At 59.1% G+C, this 16,703-nt stretch carries 12 protein-coding genes; 8 read left to right on the forward strand and 4 right to left on the reverse strand.

Annotated features, from left to right (window positions below; translation table 11 throughout):
• Window positions 1-49 precede the first annotated feature (49 nt).
• Complete coding sequence (gene mnmC, locus ACYZTU_RS09280) at window positions 50-2,032, reverse strand: bifunctional tRNA (5-methylaminomethyl-2-thiouridine)(34)-methyltransferase MnmC2/FAD-dependent 5-carboxymethylaminomethyl-2-thiouridine(34) oxidoreductase MnmC1 (protein WP_461969597.1); 1,983 nt, start codon at window positions 2,030-2,032, stop codon at window positions 50-52.
• A 184-nt stretch (window positions 2,033-2,216) separates the two neighbouring features.
• Here mnmC and pap point away from each other — a divergent pair, with 184 nt between their 5' ends.
• Both pap and ACYZTU_RS09290 read left to right on the forward strand, forming a co-directional pair.
• Window positions 2,217-3,737 (forward strand): polyphosphate:AMP phosphotransferase, encoded by a 1,521-nt coding sequence (gene pap / locus ACYZTU_RS09285; RefSeq protein ID WP_461969599.1) that lies wholly within the window; start codon window positions 2,217-2,219, stop codon window positions 3,735-3,737.
• Between the two features lie 105 nt (window positions 3,738-3,842).
• A complete protein-coding gene (locus ACYZTU_RS09290) occupies window positions 3,843-5,027 on the forward strand; it encodes a thiolase family protein (RefSeq protein WP_461969600.1) in 1,185 nt (394 codons plus the stop codon).
• Window positions 5,028-5,150: 123 nt separating this feature from the next.
• Here the strand turns inward: ACYZTU_RS09290 and ACYZTU_RS09295 are convergent, their stop codons facing one another.
• Window positions 5,151-5,345, reverse strand: a complete 195-nt coding sequence (locus ACYZTU_RS09295) for a DUF6316 family protein (protein WP_461970992.1) — start codon at window positions 5,343-5,345, stop codon at window positions 5,151-5,153.
• Window positions 5,346-5,556: 211 nt separating this feature from the next.
• On the opposite strand from ACYZTU_RS09295, the gene ACYZTU_RS09300 reads away from it, so the two are divergent.
• On the forward strand, window positions 5,557-6,510 hold the full coding sequence (locus ACYZTU_RS09300; RefSeq protein ID WP_461969603.1) for a DMT family transporter: 954 nt from the start codon (window positions 5,557-5,559) through the stop codon (window positions 6,508-6,510).
• A 46-nt stretch (window positions 6,511-6,556) separates the two neighbouring features.
• Here ACYZTU_RS09300 and ACYZTU_RS09305 read toward each other — a convergent pair whose 3' ends face one another.
• Window positions 6,557-7,951: a class II fumarate hydratase gene (locus tag ACYZTU_RS09305; protein ID WP_461969605.1), complete on the reverse strand. Its 1,395-nt coding sequence runs from the start codon at window positions 7,949-7,951 to the stop codon at window positions 6,557-6,559.
• A gap of 190 nt (window positions 7,952-8,141) precedes the next feature.
• Here ACYZTU_RS09305 and ACYZTU_RS09310 point away from each other — a divergent pair, with 190 nt between their 5' ends.
• The 5 genes from ACYZTU_RS09310 to ACYZTU_RS09330 all read left to right on the forward strand — a co-directional run bounded on the left by ACYZTU_RS09310 (window position 8,142) and on the right by ACYZTU_RS09330 (window position 12,495).
• Complete coding sequence (locus ACYZTU_RS09310; RefSeq protein ID WP_461969607.1) at window positions 8,142-8,666, forward strand: DUF2059 domain-containing protein; 525 nt, start codon at window positions 8,142-8,144, stop codon at window positions 8,664-8,666.
• Window positions 8,667-8,678: 12 nt separating this feature from the next.
• Window positions 8,679-8,978, forward strand: coding sequence for a BolA family protein (locus tag ACYZTU_RS09315; protein WP_461969609.1), 300 nt, complete (start codon window positions 8,679-8,681; stop codon window positions 8,976-8,978).
• Window positions 8,979-9,080: 102 nt separating this feature from the next.
• Entirely contained in the window at window positions 9,081-10,022 is a 942-nt protein-coding gene (gene trhO / locus ACYZTU_RS09320; protein WP_461969611.1) for an oxygen-dependent tRNA uridine(34) hydroxylase TrhO, read from the forward strand.
• 3 nt (window positions 10,023-10,025) lie between these two features.
• Entirely contained in the window at window positions 10,026-10,664 is a 639-nt protein-coding gene (locus ACYZTU_RS09325) for a DsbA family protein (protein ID WP_461969613.1), read from the forward strand.
• Window positions 10,657-12,495, forward strand: a complete 1,839-nt coding sequence (locus ACYZTU_RS09330; protein WP_461969615.1) for an ABC transporter ATP-binding protein — start codon at window positions 10,657-10,659, stop codon at window positions 12,493-12,495. The genes ACYZTU_RS09325 and ACYZTU_RS09330 overlap by 8 nt, the downstream gene beginning before the upstream one ends.
• Here ACYZTU_RS09330 and ACYZTU_RS09335 read toward each other — a convergent pair.
• A complete protein-coding gene (locus tag ACYZTU_RS09335; protein WP_461969617.1) occupies window positions 12,476-16,687 on the reverse strand; it encodes a hypothetical protein in 4,212 nt (1,403 codons plus the stop codon). The two genes, ACYZTU_RS09330 and ACYZTU_RS09335, sit on opposite strands and share 20 nt — an antisense overlap.
• Window positions 16,688-16,703 lie beyond the last annotated feature (16 nt).

The raw sequence follows: 16,703 nt of genomic DNA on the forward strand, positions 1-16,703 counted from the left end.
CCCGGCTGAATCCCCGGAGTTTTAGAACGATAAGTTATAAGGCGAGCCGTCAGACTTTTCCGCGGATCAATTGGCGCACGGCAAAACGGTTGGGATGACAGGCCTCGGAAACCGCCCTGGGCAGGGGCAGAGGTTCGTTCTCGATCCACGCTGCGAGCAACTCACCCGACAGTGGCGCGGTGATCAGGCCGCGAGATCCGTGGCCGCTGTTGACGTAAAAACCCTCAAGCCAGGGGCAGAGAATGTCCGGTACTTGCCGAGCGTCCTTGCTCAGTACGGCGTAGGCGTCGGCGAACGCTCCTTGCTCGGCCAACGGGCCGACGATCGGCAGGTAGTCCGGGCTGGTGCAGCGGAACGCGGCGCGTCCTTCAAGCTGCTGCGGGTCCAGTTCTTGAGCATGCAGTCGAGTGGCCAGGTCCGGGGAGATTTCCTCGAGCAAGGCCAGGTTGCCGAGGTGTTCGGCGAGGGTCGGGGTCAGGTCATCGCTCTTGAAATCGAAGCTGGCGCCGAGCGTGTGTTCGCCCAGTCGAGCCGGCGCCACATAGCCTTCGGCGCAGACAACGGTGGCCAGGCTCTGGCTTTCAGGTGTTTGCGCCAGTCGGGTGATCTGGCCACGAATGCGTTTGAGGGGCACTTCGGCGCTGTGCGCAAAACGCTTGATCTCGGCGGCGCCGGCCAGGATCACCACGGGGGCACTGGCCAGCAAATCATCCCCGTCCCAGGCCTGCCACTGATCATCAACCTTGCGCAGTTCCAGTACATCGCGATGGGGCAGCCACTGGATGTTCGCCGAGGACGCCTGCCAATGACACAACGCTGGCGGATGAACCCAGCCGCCTTCCGGGAAAAATAATCCGCCGTGCTCCAGGGCGATGCCGGCCTGGGCCTCGGCTTGCGGTTGATCGAGCAAGTGCACCAGATCAGGCGCAAAGGCTGAAGCCAATTGCGCCTGACGCTCCGCTTCCTTGGCGTTGAAGGCCAGTTGCAAGACCCCGCAATCGTCCCAGTCGACACCTCGATGCAAATGCTCAAGCAAGCGCCGGGTGTGACCGAAACCGCTGACAATCAATTGCGACAACGCCGTGCCGTGGGCCGAAAGCTTGAGGTACAGCACGCCCTGAGGATTGCCCGAGGCTTCCTGCGCCAGCGCATCGTGACGCTCCAGCAGACTCACCTGCCAGCCCCGCGCAGCCAGGCTGGCGGCGCTGGCGCAACCGGCCAGGCCGGCACCGATCACCAGGGCTCGACGTTCGCCGGTCAGCGGCGTCGGCCGCGCAAACCACGGTTTTGCCACGGTTGGCGGCGCTGCCTCTTGCGGCCAGCCGAGGAACACGCCCCGCAGGATCTCCCATTTATGGCCGATGCCTGGCGTGCGCTTCATCTTGAAGCCCGCCGCATTCAGCAGGCGGCGCACCCAGCCGGTGCTGGTGAAGGTGCTGATGGTCGAGTCGGGCGCCGCCAGCCGGGCGAGTTCGGCAAACAGCTCGGCGGTCCACATGTCAGGGTTTTTCGCCGGGGCGAAACCGTCGAGAAACCAGGCATCGATCTGCGCGTCCAGTTGCGGCAATTGTTCCAATGCATCGCCGATCAACAGGGTCAACGTCACGCGACCGTTATCCAGCACCAGGCGCTGGAAGCCTTGATGGATCGCCACGTACTGCGCAAGTAACTGATCGGCAAACGGCTTGAGCTCCGGCCACAGCGCAAGCGCCCGTTGCAGATCCGGTGCACTCAGCGGGTACTTTTCGACACTGACAAAATGCAGCCGCGCACCGGCCACCGCGTGCTGTTCAAACAGCTGCCAGGCGCAAAGGAAGTTCAGCCCGGTGCCGAAACCGGTCTCGCCAATCACCAGTCGACCGCCGGCCGGTAATGCGGCGAAGCGTTCACGCAAAGCGTTTTGTTCAAGGAATACGTAGCGGGTTTCGTCCAACCCCGACAGATCGGAAAAATACACATCGTTGAACACCCGCGAGCGCGGGAGCCCTTGGTCGTCCCAGTCGAGCTGGGCGTGGGGCAATACAGGTTTCATGGCAGGCTCGGCAACGGCAAGGCGGCCATTCTAGCCGATCGCCGGGGCGGTGCTTGATCCATGGCAAGTGCCAGGCTGGGTGTGTCAGGGACAATCCCCACAAAAGGCTAAACCACAGGGAATTTTCTCTGCTGACTATCGGCCCAATCCGCTAGTCTTGCTCAATCCTGGAAGGAGCTGTCCCATGTTCGAATCCGCCGAAATCGGTCACGTCATCGACAAAGAAACCTACGACGCCGAAGTGCCGGCCCTGCGTGAAGCCTTGCTCGAAGCGCAGTTCGAACTTCACCAGCAACGCCGCTTTCCGGTGATCGTTTTGATTAATGGCATCGAAGGCGCAGGCAAGGGCGAGACGGTCAAGTTGCTTAACGAATGGATGGACCCACGCCTGATTGAGGTCCGCACCTTCGACCAACAGACCGACGAAGAGCTGGCGCGACCACCAGCATGGCGCTACTGGCGGATGCTCCCGGCCACGGGCCGCATGGGGATTTTCTTCGGTAATTGGTACAGCCAGATGCTGCAAGGCCGGGTTCATGGCTTGTTCAACGATCCCAGACTCGATCAAGGCATCAACGCAGCCGAGCGGCTGGAGAAGATGCTGTGCGACGAAGGCGCGCTGATCTTCAAGTTCTGGTTCCATCTTTCCAAGAAACAAATGAAGGCACGCCTCAAGGCGCTGGCCGATGACCCGCTGCACAGCTGGCGCATCAGTCCGCTGGACTGGCAACAATCCGAAACGTACGACACATTCGTGAAATATGGCGAACGCATACTGCGCCGCACCAGCCGTGACTATGCGCCGTGGCATGTCATCGCCGGGATGGACCCGCGTTATCGGAGTCTGGTCGTGGGCAAAATATTGCTCGAGGGCCTGCAAAGCGCTCTGAAACGGCCGAAAATTCACCCGGAAAAAGTCAGCGCCGCGCCAGTGTCCCCCAGCGTCGATCAGGTAAACCTGCTCGACAGCCTCGACTTGACCCTGCGCCTGGACAAGGACGATTACGAAGAACAGCTGATCACCGAGCAGGCGCGGTTTTCCGGGCTGATGCGCGACAAACGCATGCGTCGGCACGCCTTGATCGCGGTGTTTGAAGGCAACGATGCGGCGGGCAAAGGCGGGGCGATTCGCCGGGTTGCCGCTGCGCTGGACCCGCGACAGTACAGCATCGTGCCGATCGCCGCGCCCACCGAAGAGGAACGGGCGCACCCGTATCTCTGGCGCTTCTGGCGACATTTACCGGCGCGAGGCAAATTCACTGTGTTCGACCGCTCCTGGTATGGCCGGGTGCTGGTGGAGCGCATCGAAGGCTTTTGCAGCTCAGCCGACTGGTTGCGCGCCTACAGCGAGATCAACGATTTCGAAGAGCAGATCGCCGATGCCGGGGTAATCGTGGTCAAGTTCTGGCTGGCTATCGACAAACAGACGCAACTGGAACGATTCGAAGAGCGCGAACAGATCCCCTTCAAACGCTTCAAAATCACCGAAGACGACTGGCGCAACCGCGATAAGTGGGAGGCCTACAGGGCTGCTGTCGGTGACATGGTCGACCGTACCAGCACCGAGATCTCACCCTGGACCCTGGTGGAAGCCAATGACAAGCGCTGGGCTCGGGTCAAAGTCCTGCGCACCATCAACCATGCGCTGGAAGAAGCGTTCGAAAAGTCCGACAAACACGCCAGGAAAGCCAAAAAGAACAAGTAGCGAGCCGATGGTTACGCATACGCGGGGTGAATGATTGTCGCAGTCGGTAATTGGGTGGGCTTATGCTCGATCCACTCCCAACTGACAACAACAATGAGGTATGCCATGCGTGAAGTGGTGATCGTCGACAGCGTGCGGACCGGCCTGGCCAAATCCTTTCGCGGCAAGTTCAACCAGACCCGTCCGGACGACATGGCGGCTCACTGCGTCAATGCGCTGCTCGAGCGCACTGGCATTGACCCGGCCAGCGTCGAGGATTGCATCGTCGGCGCCGGCTCCAACGAAGGCGGCCAGGGGTTCAACATCGGTCGCAACGTCGCGGTGCTGTCGCGCCTGGGTACTGGCACTGCCGGCATGACACTCAACCGTTTTTGCTCGTCGGGCTTGCAGGCGATCGCCATCGCCGCCAACCAGATCGCTTCGGGTTGCAGCGACATCATCGTCGCCGGTGGCGTCGAGTCCATCAGCCTGACCATGAAAAGCATCAACACCGACAACCTGATCAATCCGCTGCTTAAAGAGCAGGTGCCAGGCATTTATTTCCCGATGGGGCAGACGGCCGAAATCGTTGCACGTCGTTATAACGTCAGCCGCGAAGAACAGGACCTGTACGCGCTGCAAAGTCAGCAACGTACCGCTCAGGCTCAGGCCGCTGGATTGTTTGACGATGAAATCGTGCCGATGGCGGTGAAGTATCGCGTTGAAGACAAGGCCACCGGTCAGGTGCAGATCCTTGACGGCATCGTCGATCGCGACGACTGCAATCGCCCAGGCACCACCCTGGAAAGCTTGGCGGGATTGAAGCCGGTGTTTGCCGAAGACGGTTCGGTGACGGCGGGCAATTCTTCTCAGCTGTCCGATGGCGCGTCGATGACGCTGGTCATGAGCCTGGAAAAAGCCCTGGAATTGGGGTTGAAGCCGAAGGCATTTTTCCGTGGTTTCACCGTGGCCGGGTGCGAGCCGGATGAAATGGGCATCGGCCCGGTGTTTTCGGTGCCGAAGTTGCTGAAGGCCAAGGGTTTGCAGATTGCCGACATTGATCTGTGGGAACTCAACGAAGCCTTCGCGTCCCAGTGCCTGTACAGCCGCAATCGGCTGGAGATCGATAACGACAAGTACAACGTCAATGGCGGTTCGATTTCCATCGGTCATCCGTTCGGCATGACCGGTTCGCGTCAGGTTGGGCATGTCGTGCGTGAATTGCAGCGGCGTAATCTGCGTTACGGCATCGTCACCATGTGTGTGGGTGGCGGGATGGGCGCGACCGGGTTGTTTGAGGCGGTGCGTTAAATCCCCCAGTTTTTTGTTGCCTGATTAACCGCTATCGCGAGCAAGCTCGCTCCCACAGGGATCTCGTGTGTGACAGAGATCGAGTGTGGGAGCGAGCCTGCTCGCGAATGGAGGCTCCTCGGTCTATAGGCTCATACGCAAAAGCAGCATCCGCTCGATGTAAGCTTGTACCTCCCGCGCCAATTTCTCCGGGTTTTCAAACGGCCCCTCCAGGGTGTTTTCCCGGGTGCTGAAATACAACTCCCCATTCACACGACACACCCGGTCACAGCGAAAGTGCGTGGTGGGGGCATTGTCCTGGGCGCGCATGCCGTACATGGCGATCTCCTGAGTGATGTTCCTGCTGGCGAATTCAATGAGCTTATGCATGAACCATTTGCAACGCCTGGCCGCCCGATCGACGGCATAGCGCCAAATTAATGATGCGACCTGTACAGTTTCATTCGCGGCCGACACCGAACTGTCCCTGTGTGCCGAACAACGCTAAGCCTAGAATGACCTTTCTCGCCACTTGGCTTCGGGGTTCGCCATGCACATTTCATCGGGTCGCTGGGTTTACGGTCTGTTCCTGGCCTTGGTGACCGCGTTGCTGTGGGGAATCCTGCCGATCAAACTCAAGCAAGTGCTGCTGGTGATGGACCCGGTGACGGTGACCTGGTTTCGCTTGATCGTGTCCGGCGGGTGCCTGTTCATTTACCTGGCGGCGACCAGGCGCCTGCCAAGCCGCAAAGTGCTCGGGCCGCGCGGAGGCTGGTTGGTGTTGATGGCGGTGCTCGGCCTGGTGGGCAACTACGTGCTGTACCTGATGGGCCTGAACCTGCTCAGCCCCGGCACTGCGCAACTGGTGGTGCAGATGGGGCCGATCATGTTGTTGATCGCCAGTCTGTTTGTGTTCAAGGAACGGTTCAGCGTGGGGCAGGGGATTGGCCTGCTGGTGCTGCTGATCGGCTTCGCATTGTTTTTCAATCAGCGGCTGGCCGAGTTGCTGACCTCGCTGACCGATTACACCGCCGGTGTGTTGTTGGTGCTGTTGGCGTCCACGGTCTGGACCTTCTACGCCTTGGGCCAGAAGCAATTGCTCACGGTGTGGAATTCGCTGCAAGTGATGATGGTGATCTACCTGTTCTGTGCGTTGTTGTTGACACCGTGGGTGCATCCGCTGGAAGCGTTGCAACTGAGTCCGCTGCAAGGCTGGCTACTGCTGGCGTGCTGCATGAATACTTTGATCGCCTATGGCGCGTTTGCCGAGGCACTGGCCCATTGGGAGGCGTCGCGGGTCAGTGCGACGCTGGCGATTACGCCGTTGGTGACGTTCGCTGCGGTGGCTGTGGCGGCGGGGTTATGGCCGGACTATGTGCATGCTGAGACAATCAATGGTCTGGGTTATGGCGGGGCGGTGCTGGTGGTGATTGGGTCGGCGTTGGTGGCGTTAGGGCCGTCGTTGATTGCGGGGCTCAAGGCGCGGCGGATGAGGATGGCCTAAGTTGATCGTTCCCAGTCCAGAGCGTGGGAACGATCGGGGCTGGGGCTTAACCCTTGGCACCCGCCTCCAACATATTCTCCGGCCTTACCCAGGCATCAAACTCTTCATCTGTCAGATACCCAAGTTGCAACGCCGCCTCACGCAATGTCAGCCCTTCTGTGTAAGCCTTTTTGGCGATCTCCGCCGATTTGTCATAACCAATGTGCGGATTCAGTGCCGTCACCAGCATCAACCCACGCTCCAGGTGTTCAGCCATTTTCTCTGCATCCGGTTCCAGACCAGCAATGCAATGCTGTTGGAAGTTGCTGCAGCCATCGCCCAACAGGCGGATCGATTGCAGCAGATTGTGGATGATCACCGGTTTGAACACGTTCAATTGCAAATGGCCCTGACTCGCTGCAAAACCAATGGCGACGTCGTTGCCCAAGACCTGACAAGCCAGCATCGATAGCGCTTCGCACTGAGTCGGATTGACCTTGCCCGGCATGATCGAACTGCCCGGTTCGTTGGCTGGCAGTTTCACTTCGGCAAAGCCTGCTCGCGGTCCGGAGCCCAGCAGGCGCAGGTCGTTGGCGATTTTCATCAGGGTCACGGCAAGGGTTTTCAACGCGCCGGACAGTGTCGTCAGCGGTTCATGGCCAGCCAGGGCGGCAAACTTATTCGGTGCGGTGACGAACGGCAGGCCGGAGAGCGCGGCCAGCTCGGCCGCGATAGCTTCGCCAAAACCATGGGGCGAATTCAGCCCGGTGCCGACGGCTGTGCCGCCCTGGGCCAGTTCACACACGGCCGGCAGTGCGCTGCGGATCGCCCGCTCGGCGTAATCCAGTTGCGCGATGAACGCCGAGAGTTCCTGACCGAAGGTCATCGGCGTCGCGTCCATCAAGTGGGTCCGACCGGTCTTGACCAGTTTCATGTGCCGCGCAGACAACTCCGCCAACCCGCCCGACAGTTCTCCGATCGCTGGCAGCAATTGTTGCTGCACCGCCTGAACCGTGGCGATGTGCATGGCAGTCGGGAAACAGTCGTTGGAACTCTGAGAGCGATTGACGTGATCGTTGGGGTGGACCGGTGACTTGCCGCCGCGAGGGTTACCGGCCAGTTCATTGGCGCGTCCGGCGATCACTTCGTTGATGTTCATGTTGCTCTGGGTGCCGCTGCCGGTCTGCCAGACCACCAGCGGAAACTGGTCGTCGTGGCTGCCGTCGAGCACTTCGTCGGCGGCCTGTTCAATCAGCCGGGCGATGTCGGCGGGCAGGTCACCGTTGCGGTCATTGACCCGCGCCGCGGCTTTCTTGATCAGTGCCAGGGCATGCAGCACCGCCAGCGGCATACGTTCGTTGCCGATGGCGAAGTTAATCAGCGAGCGTTGCGTCTGAGCGCCCCAGTAGGCTTCATCCGGGACTTCAACCTGGCCAAGGCTGTCGGTTTCGATACGGCTCATCGTGCACACTCCTGTAGGTCTGATCGCAGTTTAGGCCGTCATCGCCGGCCGTGGTTCCATCAGTCTGGAATTTGACCGTTCAACCCCTATAAATCAGGCCCAATAAGGCTTGGGGTTGAGCGACACACTTTTTTAGGCGCAGAATGGTCTCCCTTGGGGTTTTACCTCGCCTGCTAGAAAAGGAAACTCGATGACTCGTCTTCGTGCCATCTGTACCGCGGTTGCACTGGTTTGCGCCAGCGGCCCTGTTTTTGCCGATACCGCCAGCCACAACGCCAGTGCCGAGGCTTTCCTGACCCTGGCGCACGCTGACAAATTGGGCACTCCGGTGTACATGCAAGTGCAGCAAATGTTCGCTCAGCGCTTTGAACAGACCAAAGCCCCCGAGTCGAAAAAAGCCCTGCTGGAAACTTACCAGGCCAAAGCCAACGCCGCGCTGGACCAAGCCATTGGCTGGAACAAGCTGAAGCCGGACATGGTCAAGCTCTACACCACCAACTTCAGCGAATCCGAGCTGAAAGACCTGGTCGCATTCTACAAATCGCCACTGGGCAAGAAAGTCCTGGAAAAAATGCCGCAGCTGACTCAGCAATCGGCCCAGATGACTCAAGCCAAGCTGGAAAGCGCAGTGCCTGTGGTCAACAAACTGCTGGCTGACATGACGGCCGAGCTGGAGCCTAAAGGCGCCACCGCTCCAGCCAAGAAAAAGCCTTAAGCGGAGTTCGGTATGACCATGCAACAACGCATCGAATCGACGCTGGGCCTGTTGCAGCCGCAGCATCTGCAAGTGCTGGATGAAAGCCACATGCACAGCCGTGGGTTGCAGACCCACTTCAAGGCCGTGGTGGTCAGCCAACAATTCGAAGGGCTCAACCGGGTCAAGCGACACCAAAAAGTCTACGGCACGCTCGGCGAGCTGATGGGCGAATTCCATGCGTTGGCGCTGCATACCTACACACCCGAGGAATGGGCACAGATCGACGCGGCTCCGGCCTCGCCAACCTGTGCTGGCGGCAGCAAGCAATAAGCATTGGTTTTTTGCTAGAATCCGCAACGCGCCGCTCACCCGGCGCGTTTTTTTTCGCATCCGGTTCACCCCTTACGAGGGTAGCCACCTGGAGAATCACCCATGACACAACAAATTGTCGTGGCGGCACTGTATAAGTTCGTCACTCTGGAAGATTACGTCGCCCTGCGCGAGCCATTGCTGCAAGCGATGGTCGACAACGGCATCAAAGGCACGCTGCTGATCGCTGAAGAAGGCATCAACGGCACCGTGTCCGGCAGCCGCGAAGGCATCGATGGGCTGATGGCCTGGCTCAAGAACGACCCACGCATGGACGACGTCGACCACAAAGAGTCGTACTGCGACGATCAGCCGTTCTATCGCACCAAAGTCAAACTCAAGAAAGAAATCGTCACCCTCGGCGTTGAAGGCGTTGACCCGAACAAAAAGGTCGGCACCTACGTCGATCCAGAGAACTGGAACGCCTTGATCAGCGATCCTGAAGTGCTGTTGATCGACACCCGTAACGACTACGAAGTCTCGATCGGCACCTTCGAAGGCGCCATCGACCCGAAGACCACCAGTTTTCGCGAATTCCCCGACTACATCAAAGCCCACTTCGACCCGGCCGTGCACAAGAAAGTCGCGATGTTCTGCACCGGCGGTATTCGTTGTGAAAAGGCCTCGAGCTACATGCTCAGCCAGGGCTTCGACGAGGTTTATCACCTCAAGGGCGGTATTCTGAAGTACCTCGAAGAGGTGCCGCAGGAAGAAACCAAATGGCAGGGCGACTGCTTCGTGTTCGATAACCGCGTGACCGTTCGTCACGACCTTAGCGAAGGCGACTACGATCAATGTCATGCCTGTCGTACACCGATCAGCGTCGAAGACCGCACATCCGAGCACTATGTGGCCGGCATCAGTTGCCCGCATTGCTGGGATACGCTCAGCGAGAAAACCCGCCGCAGCGCCATTGATCGGCAGAAGCAGATCGAACTGGCCAAAGCGCGCAACCTGCCTCATCCGATCGGCTACAACTACAAGCAAACTCCTTCCGAGGCTTGAACCATGTCTGCACAACGCCTGCTCTATGTGATGGACCCGATGTGTTCCTGGTGCTGGGGCTTTGCGCCAGTCGCCAACGCGCTGGTCGAGCAGGCGCAGGCGGCGGGTGTGGACGTGCGCTTGGTGGTGGGTGGTTTGCGCACCGGCAGTGGTTCGGCGCTGGAGCCGACCACCCGGCGCTACATTCTTGAACATTGGCAGGCGGTCACCAAGGCCACCGGCCAGCCGTTCAAAATCGAAGGGGCTTTGCCTGATGGCTTTGTGTACGACACCGAACCTGCCTGTCGGGCGTTGGTGACCGCACGCAGCCTGGCCCCGGATTGCGCGTGGAAACTGCTTGGGCTGATTCAGCATGCGTTTTACGCCGAAGGTCGCGACGTCACGCACGCCAGCGTTCTGGTGGAACTGGCGGAGCAAGCCGGTCTACCGCGCATCGAGTTCGCCGCTGCGTTCGACCGTGCCGATCAGCACGCCGCGACGGCTGCCGATTTCACCTGGGTCCAGGATCTGGGCATTGCCGGTTTCCCTACATTGCTGGCTGAGCGTGATGGTCAATTGGCGCTGTTGACCAATGGCTATCAGCCTCTCAGCGTATTGTCTCCGTTGCTCGGCCGCTGGCTGGAGCGCGCTGCCTGTGCATGATCTGCCCGACGACGCCCCAACCGCTACACGTGTCGACCGTCTGAGCTGGGTGGAAATCCGCCGCCTGGCGCTGCATCACAAGAAATCCCTGTGGATTGCCAACGGCGTGGCGGTGCTGGCAACCCTGTGCAGCGTCCCGATCCCCTTGCTCTTGCCGTTGCTGGTGGACGAAGTGTTGCTGGGCCACGGCGACACCGCACTGAAGATCATGAACCAAGCGTTGCCCGAAAACTGGCAGAAAGCCGCGGGTTACATCGGCCTTATGTTGCTGGTGACGCTGGGTCTGCGTTGCGCCGCTTTGCTGTTCAACGTCGTACAGGCGCGGTTGTTCGCGGCGCTGGCCAAGGACATCGTGTACCGCATTCGCCTGCGGCTGATCGACCGGCTCAAGCGTATTTCGCTGAGTGAATATGAAAGCCTGGGCAGCGGCACGGTCACTACCCACCTGGTAACTGACCTGGACACGCTGGACAAATTCGTTGGCGAAACCCTCAGTCGTTTCCTCGTGGCCATGCTGACCCTGGTCGGCACCGCCTCCATCCTGATGTGGATGCACTGGAAGCTGGCGTTGCTGATCCTGCTGTTCAACCCGTTGGTGATCTACGCCACGGTGCAGTTGGGCAAGCGGGTCAAGCACCTGAAGAAACTCGAGAACGACAGCACCTCGCGTTTCACCCAGGCACTCACCGAAACCCTCGATTCCATTCAGGAAGTACGCGCCGGAAACCGTCAGGGCTTTTTCCTCGGGCGCCTGGGTCAACGCGCCCGGGAAGTACGCGATTACGCGGTGATCTCGCAGTGGAAAACCGATGCCTCGAACCGTGCCAGCGGCTTGCTGTTCCAGTTCGGTATCGACATTTTTCGTGCGGCGGCGATGCTCACGGTATTGTTTTCCGACCTGTCCATCGGCCAGATGCTCGCGGTGTTCAGCTACCTGTGGTTCATGATCGGACCGGTGGAACAACTGCTGAATCTGCAATATGCCTACTACGCCGCTGGCGGTGCGCTGTCGCGGATCAACGAGTTACTGGCCCGGGCCGATGAGCCTGAATATCCGGGCGGAGTGGACCCGTTCAACGGTCGCAAAACCGTTGGCATCGAAGTCCAGGGATTGAGTTTCGGTTACGGCGACGAGCTGGTGTTGAACCAGATGAACCTGTCGATCGCTCCCGGTGAGAAAGTCGCGATCGTCGGTGCCAGCGGCGGTGGCAAAAGTACGCTGGTGCAGTTGCTGCTGGGCTTGTACACGCCGCTCGCCGGGACGATCCGTTTCGGCGGCTCGACCCAGCAGGAAATCGGTCTGGAAACCGTTCGGGAAAATGTCGCCGTGGTCCTGCAACACCCGGCACTGTTCAACGATACCGTCCGCTCCAACCTGACCATGGGGCGTGAGCGCAGCGACGAGGCCTGCTGGCAAGCGCTGGAAATCGCGCAACTGCACCAGACCGTTCGAGAGTTGCCCAACGGCCTGGACAGCATCGTCGGCCGTTCCGGTGTGCGCTTGTCCGGCGGCCAGCGTCAACGCCTGGCGATTGCGCGGATGGTGCTGGCCGACCCTAAAGTGGTGATCCTCGACGAGGCCACCTCAGCGCTGGATGCCGCCACCGAATACAACCTGCACCAGGCGCTGGCGCGGTTCTTGAGCAACCGCACCACATTGATCATTGCGCACCGATTGTCGGCCGTGAAGCAGGCCGACCGGGTGCTGGTGTTCGATGGAGGGCAGATCGCCGAGGATGGCGACCATCAGCAACTGATTGCCGATGGTGGGTTGTACGCCAAGCTTTATGGGCATTTGCAGCAATTGCAGGTCAACCCCAAAGCACCTTGAGTGCGTTGGCTGCGCCATCGTGACCGAACTCTTTCAGCACCACTGAACACGACTCACAAGGGCGCATCGTCGTCGCTACGTCGACGGAGCGGATCTGCGACAAGTCGGGATATTTCTTACGAATCGCAGCGATCAGCTTGCTTTCGCTGTCCAGCGAAGTCGGTCTGATCGTCTGTGCCGGTTTATAGGTGTTGATGTCCTTGATCGTCAGGGGAACGGCCAATATCTTGCCCTCGGAAGTGACCTCAAGGGACGTTCTGGGGTAAGCCTGATCGAAATCAATGTTGAAGTACGTCGTATCTCCCATACGGACCTGATTGCCGCCCAGATGCTGGAACAGCGGCAAGCGGGTGGTGGTGCGCTGGGCTCCGGAAACACTGACGTAGACCTCCCGGCTCCCCGAAACGGTCGTCACGTCGGCGAAGGCGATGTTTCTGGCATTGAGCGCACGTTCGCGCAGGGGCAACAGCCGTTGCAGTTTCTGCATCGCTCTGTCGATCCGCAACGCGGCGGCGGCATTGGCGGGATTGCTGGTCGGCGACTGGAACAGCGTATCGAAGATAGTGGCTGTTCTTTCCCGGAAGGCTTGCGGCGCTCCGGTGCTGCGTGTCCAGGAACTCGCTCCTTCCGGTAATCGGGTGACGATCATTCGTGTCGAGTTGTCGAACATCAACGCCTCACCCGGGCTGGTGTCCACTCTCAGCCCGTTCATAGTGTCGGACGGTGTCGCCTTGACGCCGAGGGGGATGGCGATGTCATCCATGGTTTTGATGGCGCGTTCAACGGCCTCGACCCCGTGAATGCGCGCGACGTTGTTGGCATTCAGCGAGCCGGTGTAGACCACTATCAGTTCGTTTTTCAGTTCGTCGCCAAGGGTATCGGCTTTCTTGAGGGGCAGCAGGCCGTCGTACAGACTCTGCCCTGCGCCGCGTTCGGCCACGTAAAAGTCTCCCGCGTTGAGGCGAGTAAACACATAGTGTTTCGAGCCATCCCTGGACGGGCAGATAATCGCGCCCACCTGAAAAGTATCGTCAAGACCCTGCTCCGGCACGTTAACTTTGACGCGCGCATAAATACCCTTGCGAAATTCGATGGTCGCGGTGAGGTGATCGCGTTTGGCAAAGGAGGCCGCTTTCATCGGGGCGCGGCCGCCGGCCGGGGTGTAAATCGTGTCACCGAACCAGAGCGCCCAGCCTTTGGTGTCGTCGAATCGCTCGGCGGGAAGCGGAGGGGCCGCCGGCGGCCTCGTGACGAAACTCGTGGTGCATACCGCTCCAGGGACGCGGCGCACCCGACATGGCAGCGCCGTGTATCCGACCTCCACAAGGTCAGCGCGGCGTAACGTGTTTTCGTGCAGTCTATAGGGCACGTCATCAAGCAGCAGCGTTGTCCTGCCATCAACTTCGAGCAGTTCTCGCGCCCGGACGTTTTCCGGCAGTTCGACGAGTACGTGATCGCCGCTGGTTTCCAGGCTCCGGTAATGAGATCGACCTCGTATCAGTTCATCGTTTTTCAATGCCGGCCCGTAAGGTCTGGACGTTTTCGGGTCCAGCAGACGGTAGTGGGGTTCAGCACCCGTGCGAATCTGACGCACGGGCACATCATCGACCCCTTTGAACGTGACCAACTCATCCGTGGCTGCCAGCGGCCTCCATCGTCCAGCGTCCTGGATATCCGGCAGGCTGCGCAGCATGTCATACCGGGCGGCTTTGCCGATCAGCATCTTGGACCTGAATATGCCGGACCTGCCTAATTTGATAATGGCTTTACCCAGTGGATGCATCAGTTGCGGAAGCCCATCAAGGGGCAAAAGTGCTCTTAGGCTGGATGTCAGCAAACGCTTTGTCAGCGTTCCAAACGTGTTCAGGCGAGCGAAAACCGTCAGTTGGCCTCCCGCTCTCAGTAACGCCACGGAGCCGGAAGCAAACTTGCCGAGGGGCAGCAAGAACGCGACCAGTTCAGCAAACAGGCCGAACACACCGTTGATGACTCGGCGGCGATCCCCGGAGGCCAGGTCTTCGATGCTGTTCCAGAACGGAACGAAGATTTTCACGAGCTGGAGGATTTTTTTATCTTGCGCTTCTTTGCGTTCGAATGCGGTTTGCCCGTTAGCGGCCTCTCTCAACGCCTTGGGGTCGACATATAGAAGCTCAGTCGCGATCAGGTGGCTGATGGCTTTCGTTCGCTCCGACGACAATGTAGTGGGAGCGTTCTGTGCGCTTGAAGACCCGGAGGCTGGGGTCGGTAGTGTGGTACCCAGCTGTTCAATGATGGCCTGGCAAGACGCATTGTTCTTCGGGACGGTCCCCGATGAATGAGCGTCCCAGTCGAATGGCAGGTCTTTATGGCGAAGCACTGAAACCTTGACGGTTCCGGATCTGCTGACTTTCCACTCCTGGGTGGTTTCTCGGCCGCCAATCAACTCCGGTGACAGCGCTTCGAGACGGCGTATGACCCCGGCACGAGGCAATAGCTCGTAAGTGACAGTTTGCTGCTCGTAAGTGGCCCGTAATATCAAACCGTTGCGGGCTCTGAGCGGCAGGACCATTTCTGCGGTTTCATTCTGTGCTTCGACACTCGTTGTCTCTTTTCTCAAACTGTAAATTCTGACCTCGCCGGACTCCAGTATCCGGCGGTCAACCCTGGGCAGCGAGGCGAGCAGGCTGTTGATCAGCGTTTCATAAGCCGCTTGGGTCAATTGCAGGTACTGTTTAAAGGCGCTATCAAAGAGCGCCTTGATATCTGGCAGCTGTTTGTGGGGAGACAGGAATAAAATGGAATTGGGCAATTTCCAGGGGGGCGAGACTCTTATTTTTCTGTCCTCCAGCAGCATTTTCTGGGGAGTAAGGGTGCGGCCGTCATTCTCGGTAATGGTCCAGACTTTCTTATTGTCGAATTGGCCCGAGGCGTAAACATCAACGAAGCTGTAATAGTCGTACTCCTTGCCTCTGAGCACGGGAGTGTCGCGAAAACCACTCGGGTCGAGAGGGACTTTCCAGGCAAGTTTTTTTCCGTCGGAACTGAAGCTGCCTTTGCCAAAGATGCGTTCCACCTGCGCTTTCGCCATATCGAGCCGGCTTGGGGGGGGCTGATCAAGTTGCAGGACGGCTTTCGTCAGTTCGTCCGTATGCCGGTCGAGGCAGCACAGCGCGTGTTCAATCTCATCATCCGAATAATTCCCATCGCCGCGATGAGCTACTTCACCCTGGGTTATCGCCCAGGCAAGGGCCGGATCAATCCTTGTCAGGGTAAGGAGTTCCAGTTGTTCAGGCGACGCATCCCTTGAGGTCTCGATCGGCAGATTGACCAACTGCTGGAATGTCATCTGGTCCAACGCTTGCGCATCTGTCGCCTGAATAAGGTTCACGCCGTTGACAAAATTCACCCAAACGACAGAACCGCAGTATCGAAGCGTGGGCGGAATGTCTCTGACGCGAAATTCGCTCGGAAATCGGGGCAGAAACAACCGCGAAATGATGACGGCTTCTTTTTCCGAGGCTGCCCGTCCGGACTTGATCAGATGGACCACAAATTCGGACTGGATGGTCTGATAGCTTTTTCCCTGGATCGAGGCGGTCCGCAAGTCGAAACCGGCTACGCAGACGGGGGATTCACTGTCGGGCCGGTTCAGACAAAGCTGTAAGGCCCGGGCGGTCAATTGGGTGCGGATGGTGGGTGATGTTTCCTCACCCTGATTGCCTCCGTACCAACCAATGGCCTTTAAAAGTGAGCGGCCCAGCGTTTCGGCTTCGGCGGTTTGTAGAATCCTCTGTAAAAAAACAGTGGGTGTTGCCTTGATCTGCTCGATAGTCTGCGACGAAAGAACATGTCCGGCGAGATAACTAAAGGGTGAGGAGGTTTTTTCGGGTAAAAAATCCTGGACGGCAAGGATCACTTCTTCCCGGATGATCCGGTCGTGCAGTGCATGCACATCCACGCGATCGGGATTGGCGGACACTCGTTTGACACTTTCGAACAGCGCCAGGTCTTGTGGGGTCGGGCCTCGCCTCAACTGTAAAAGGTCATTGCCACTCTCGAGCTTTAAAGCGGCCGCCGCCCGCCATTCTTCCAGCTCGTTTACCGATAAGCCCAAAGGGTTGCCATGTCGACGTTCGGCCGGCAGGGCGTCGTGTTGCGCCATTTGACCTTGAGGTTGCTGTGATGCGGTTATTTCAGGAGGAATGGAAGTCATATCAATTGGCGTCTTC

It is taken from the genome of Pseudomonas sp. HLT2-19-2 (assembly GCF_054898005.1).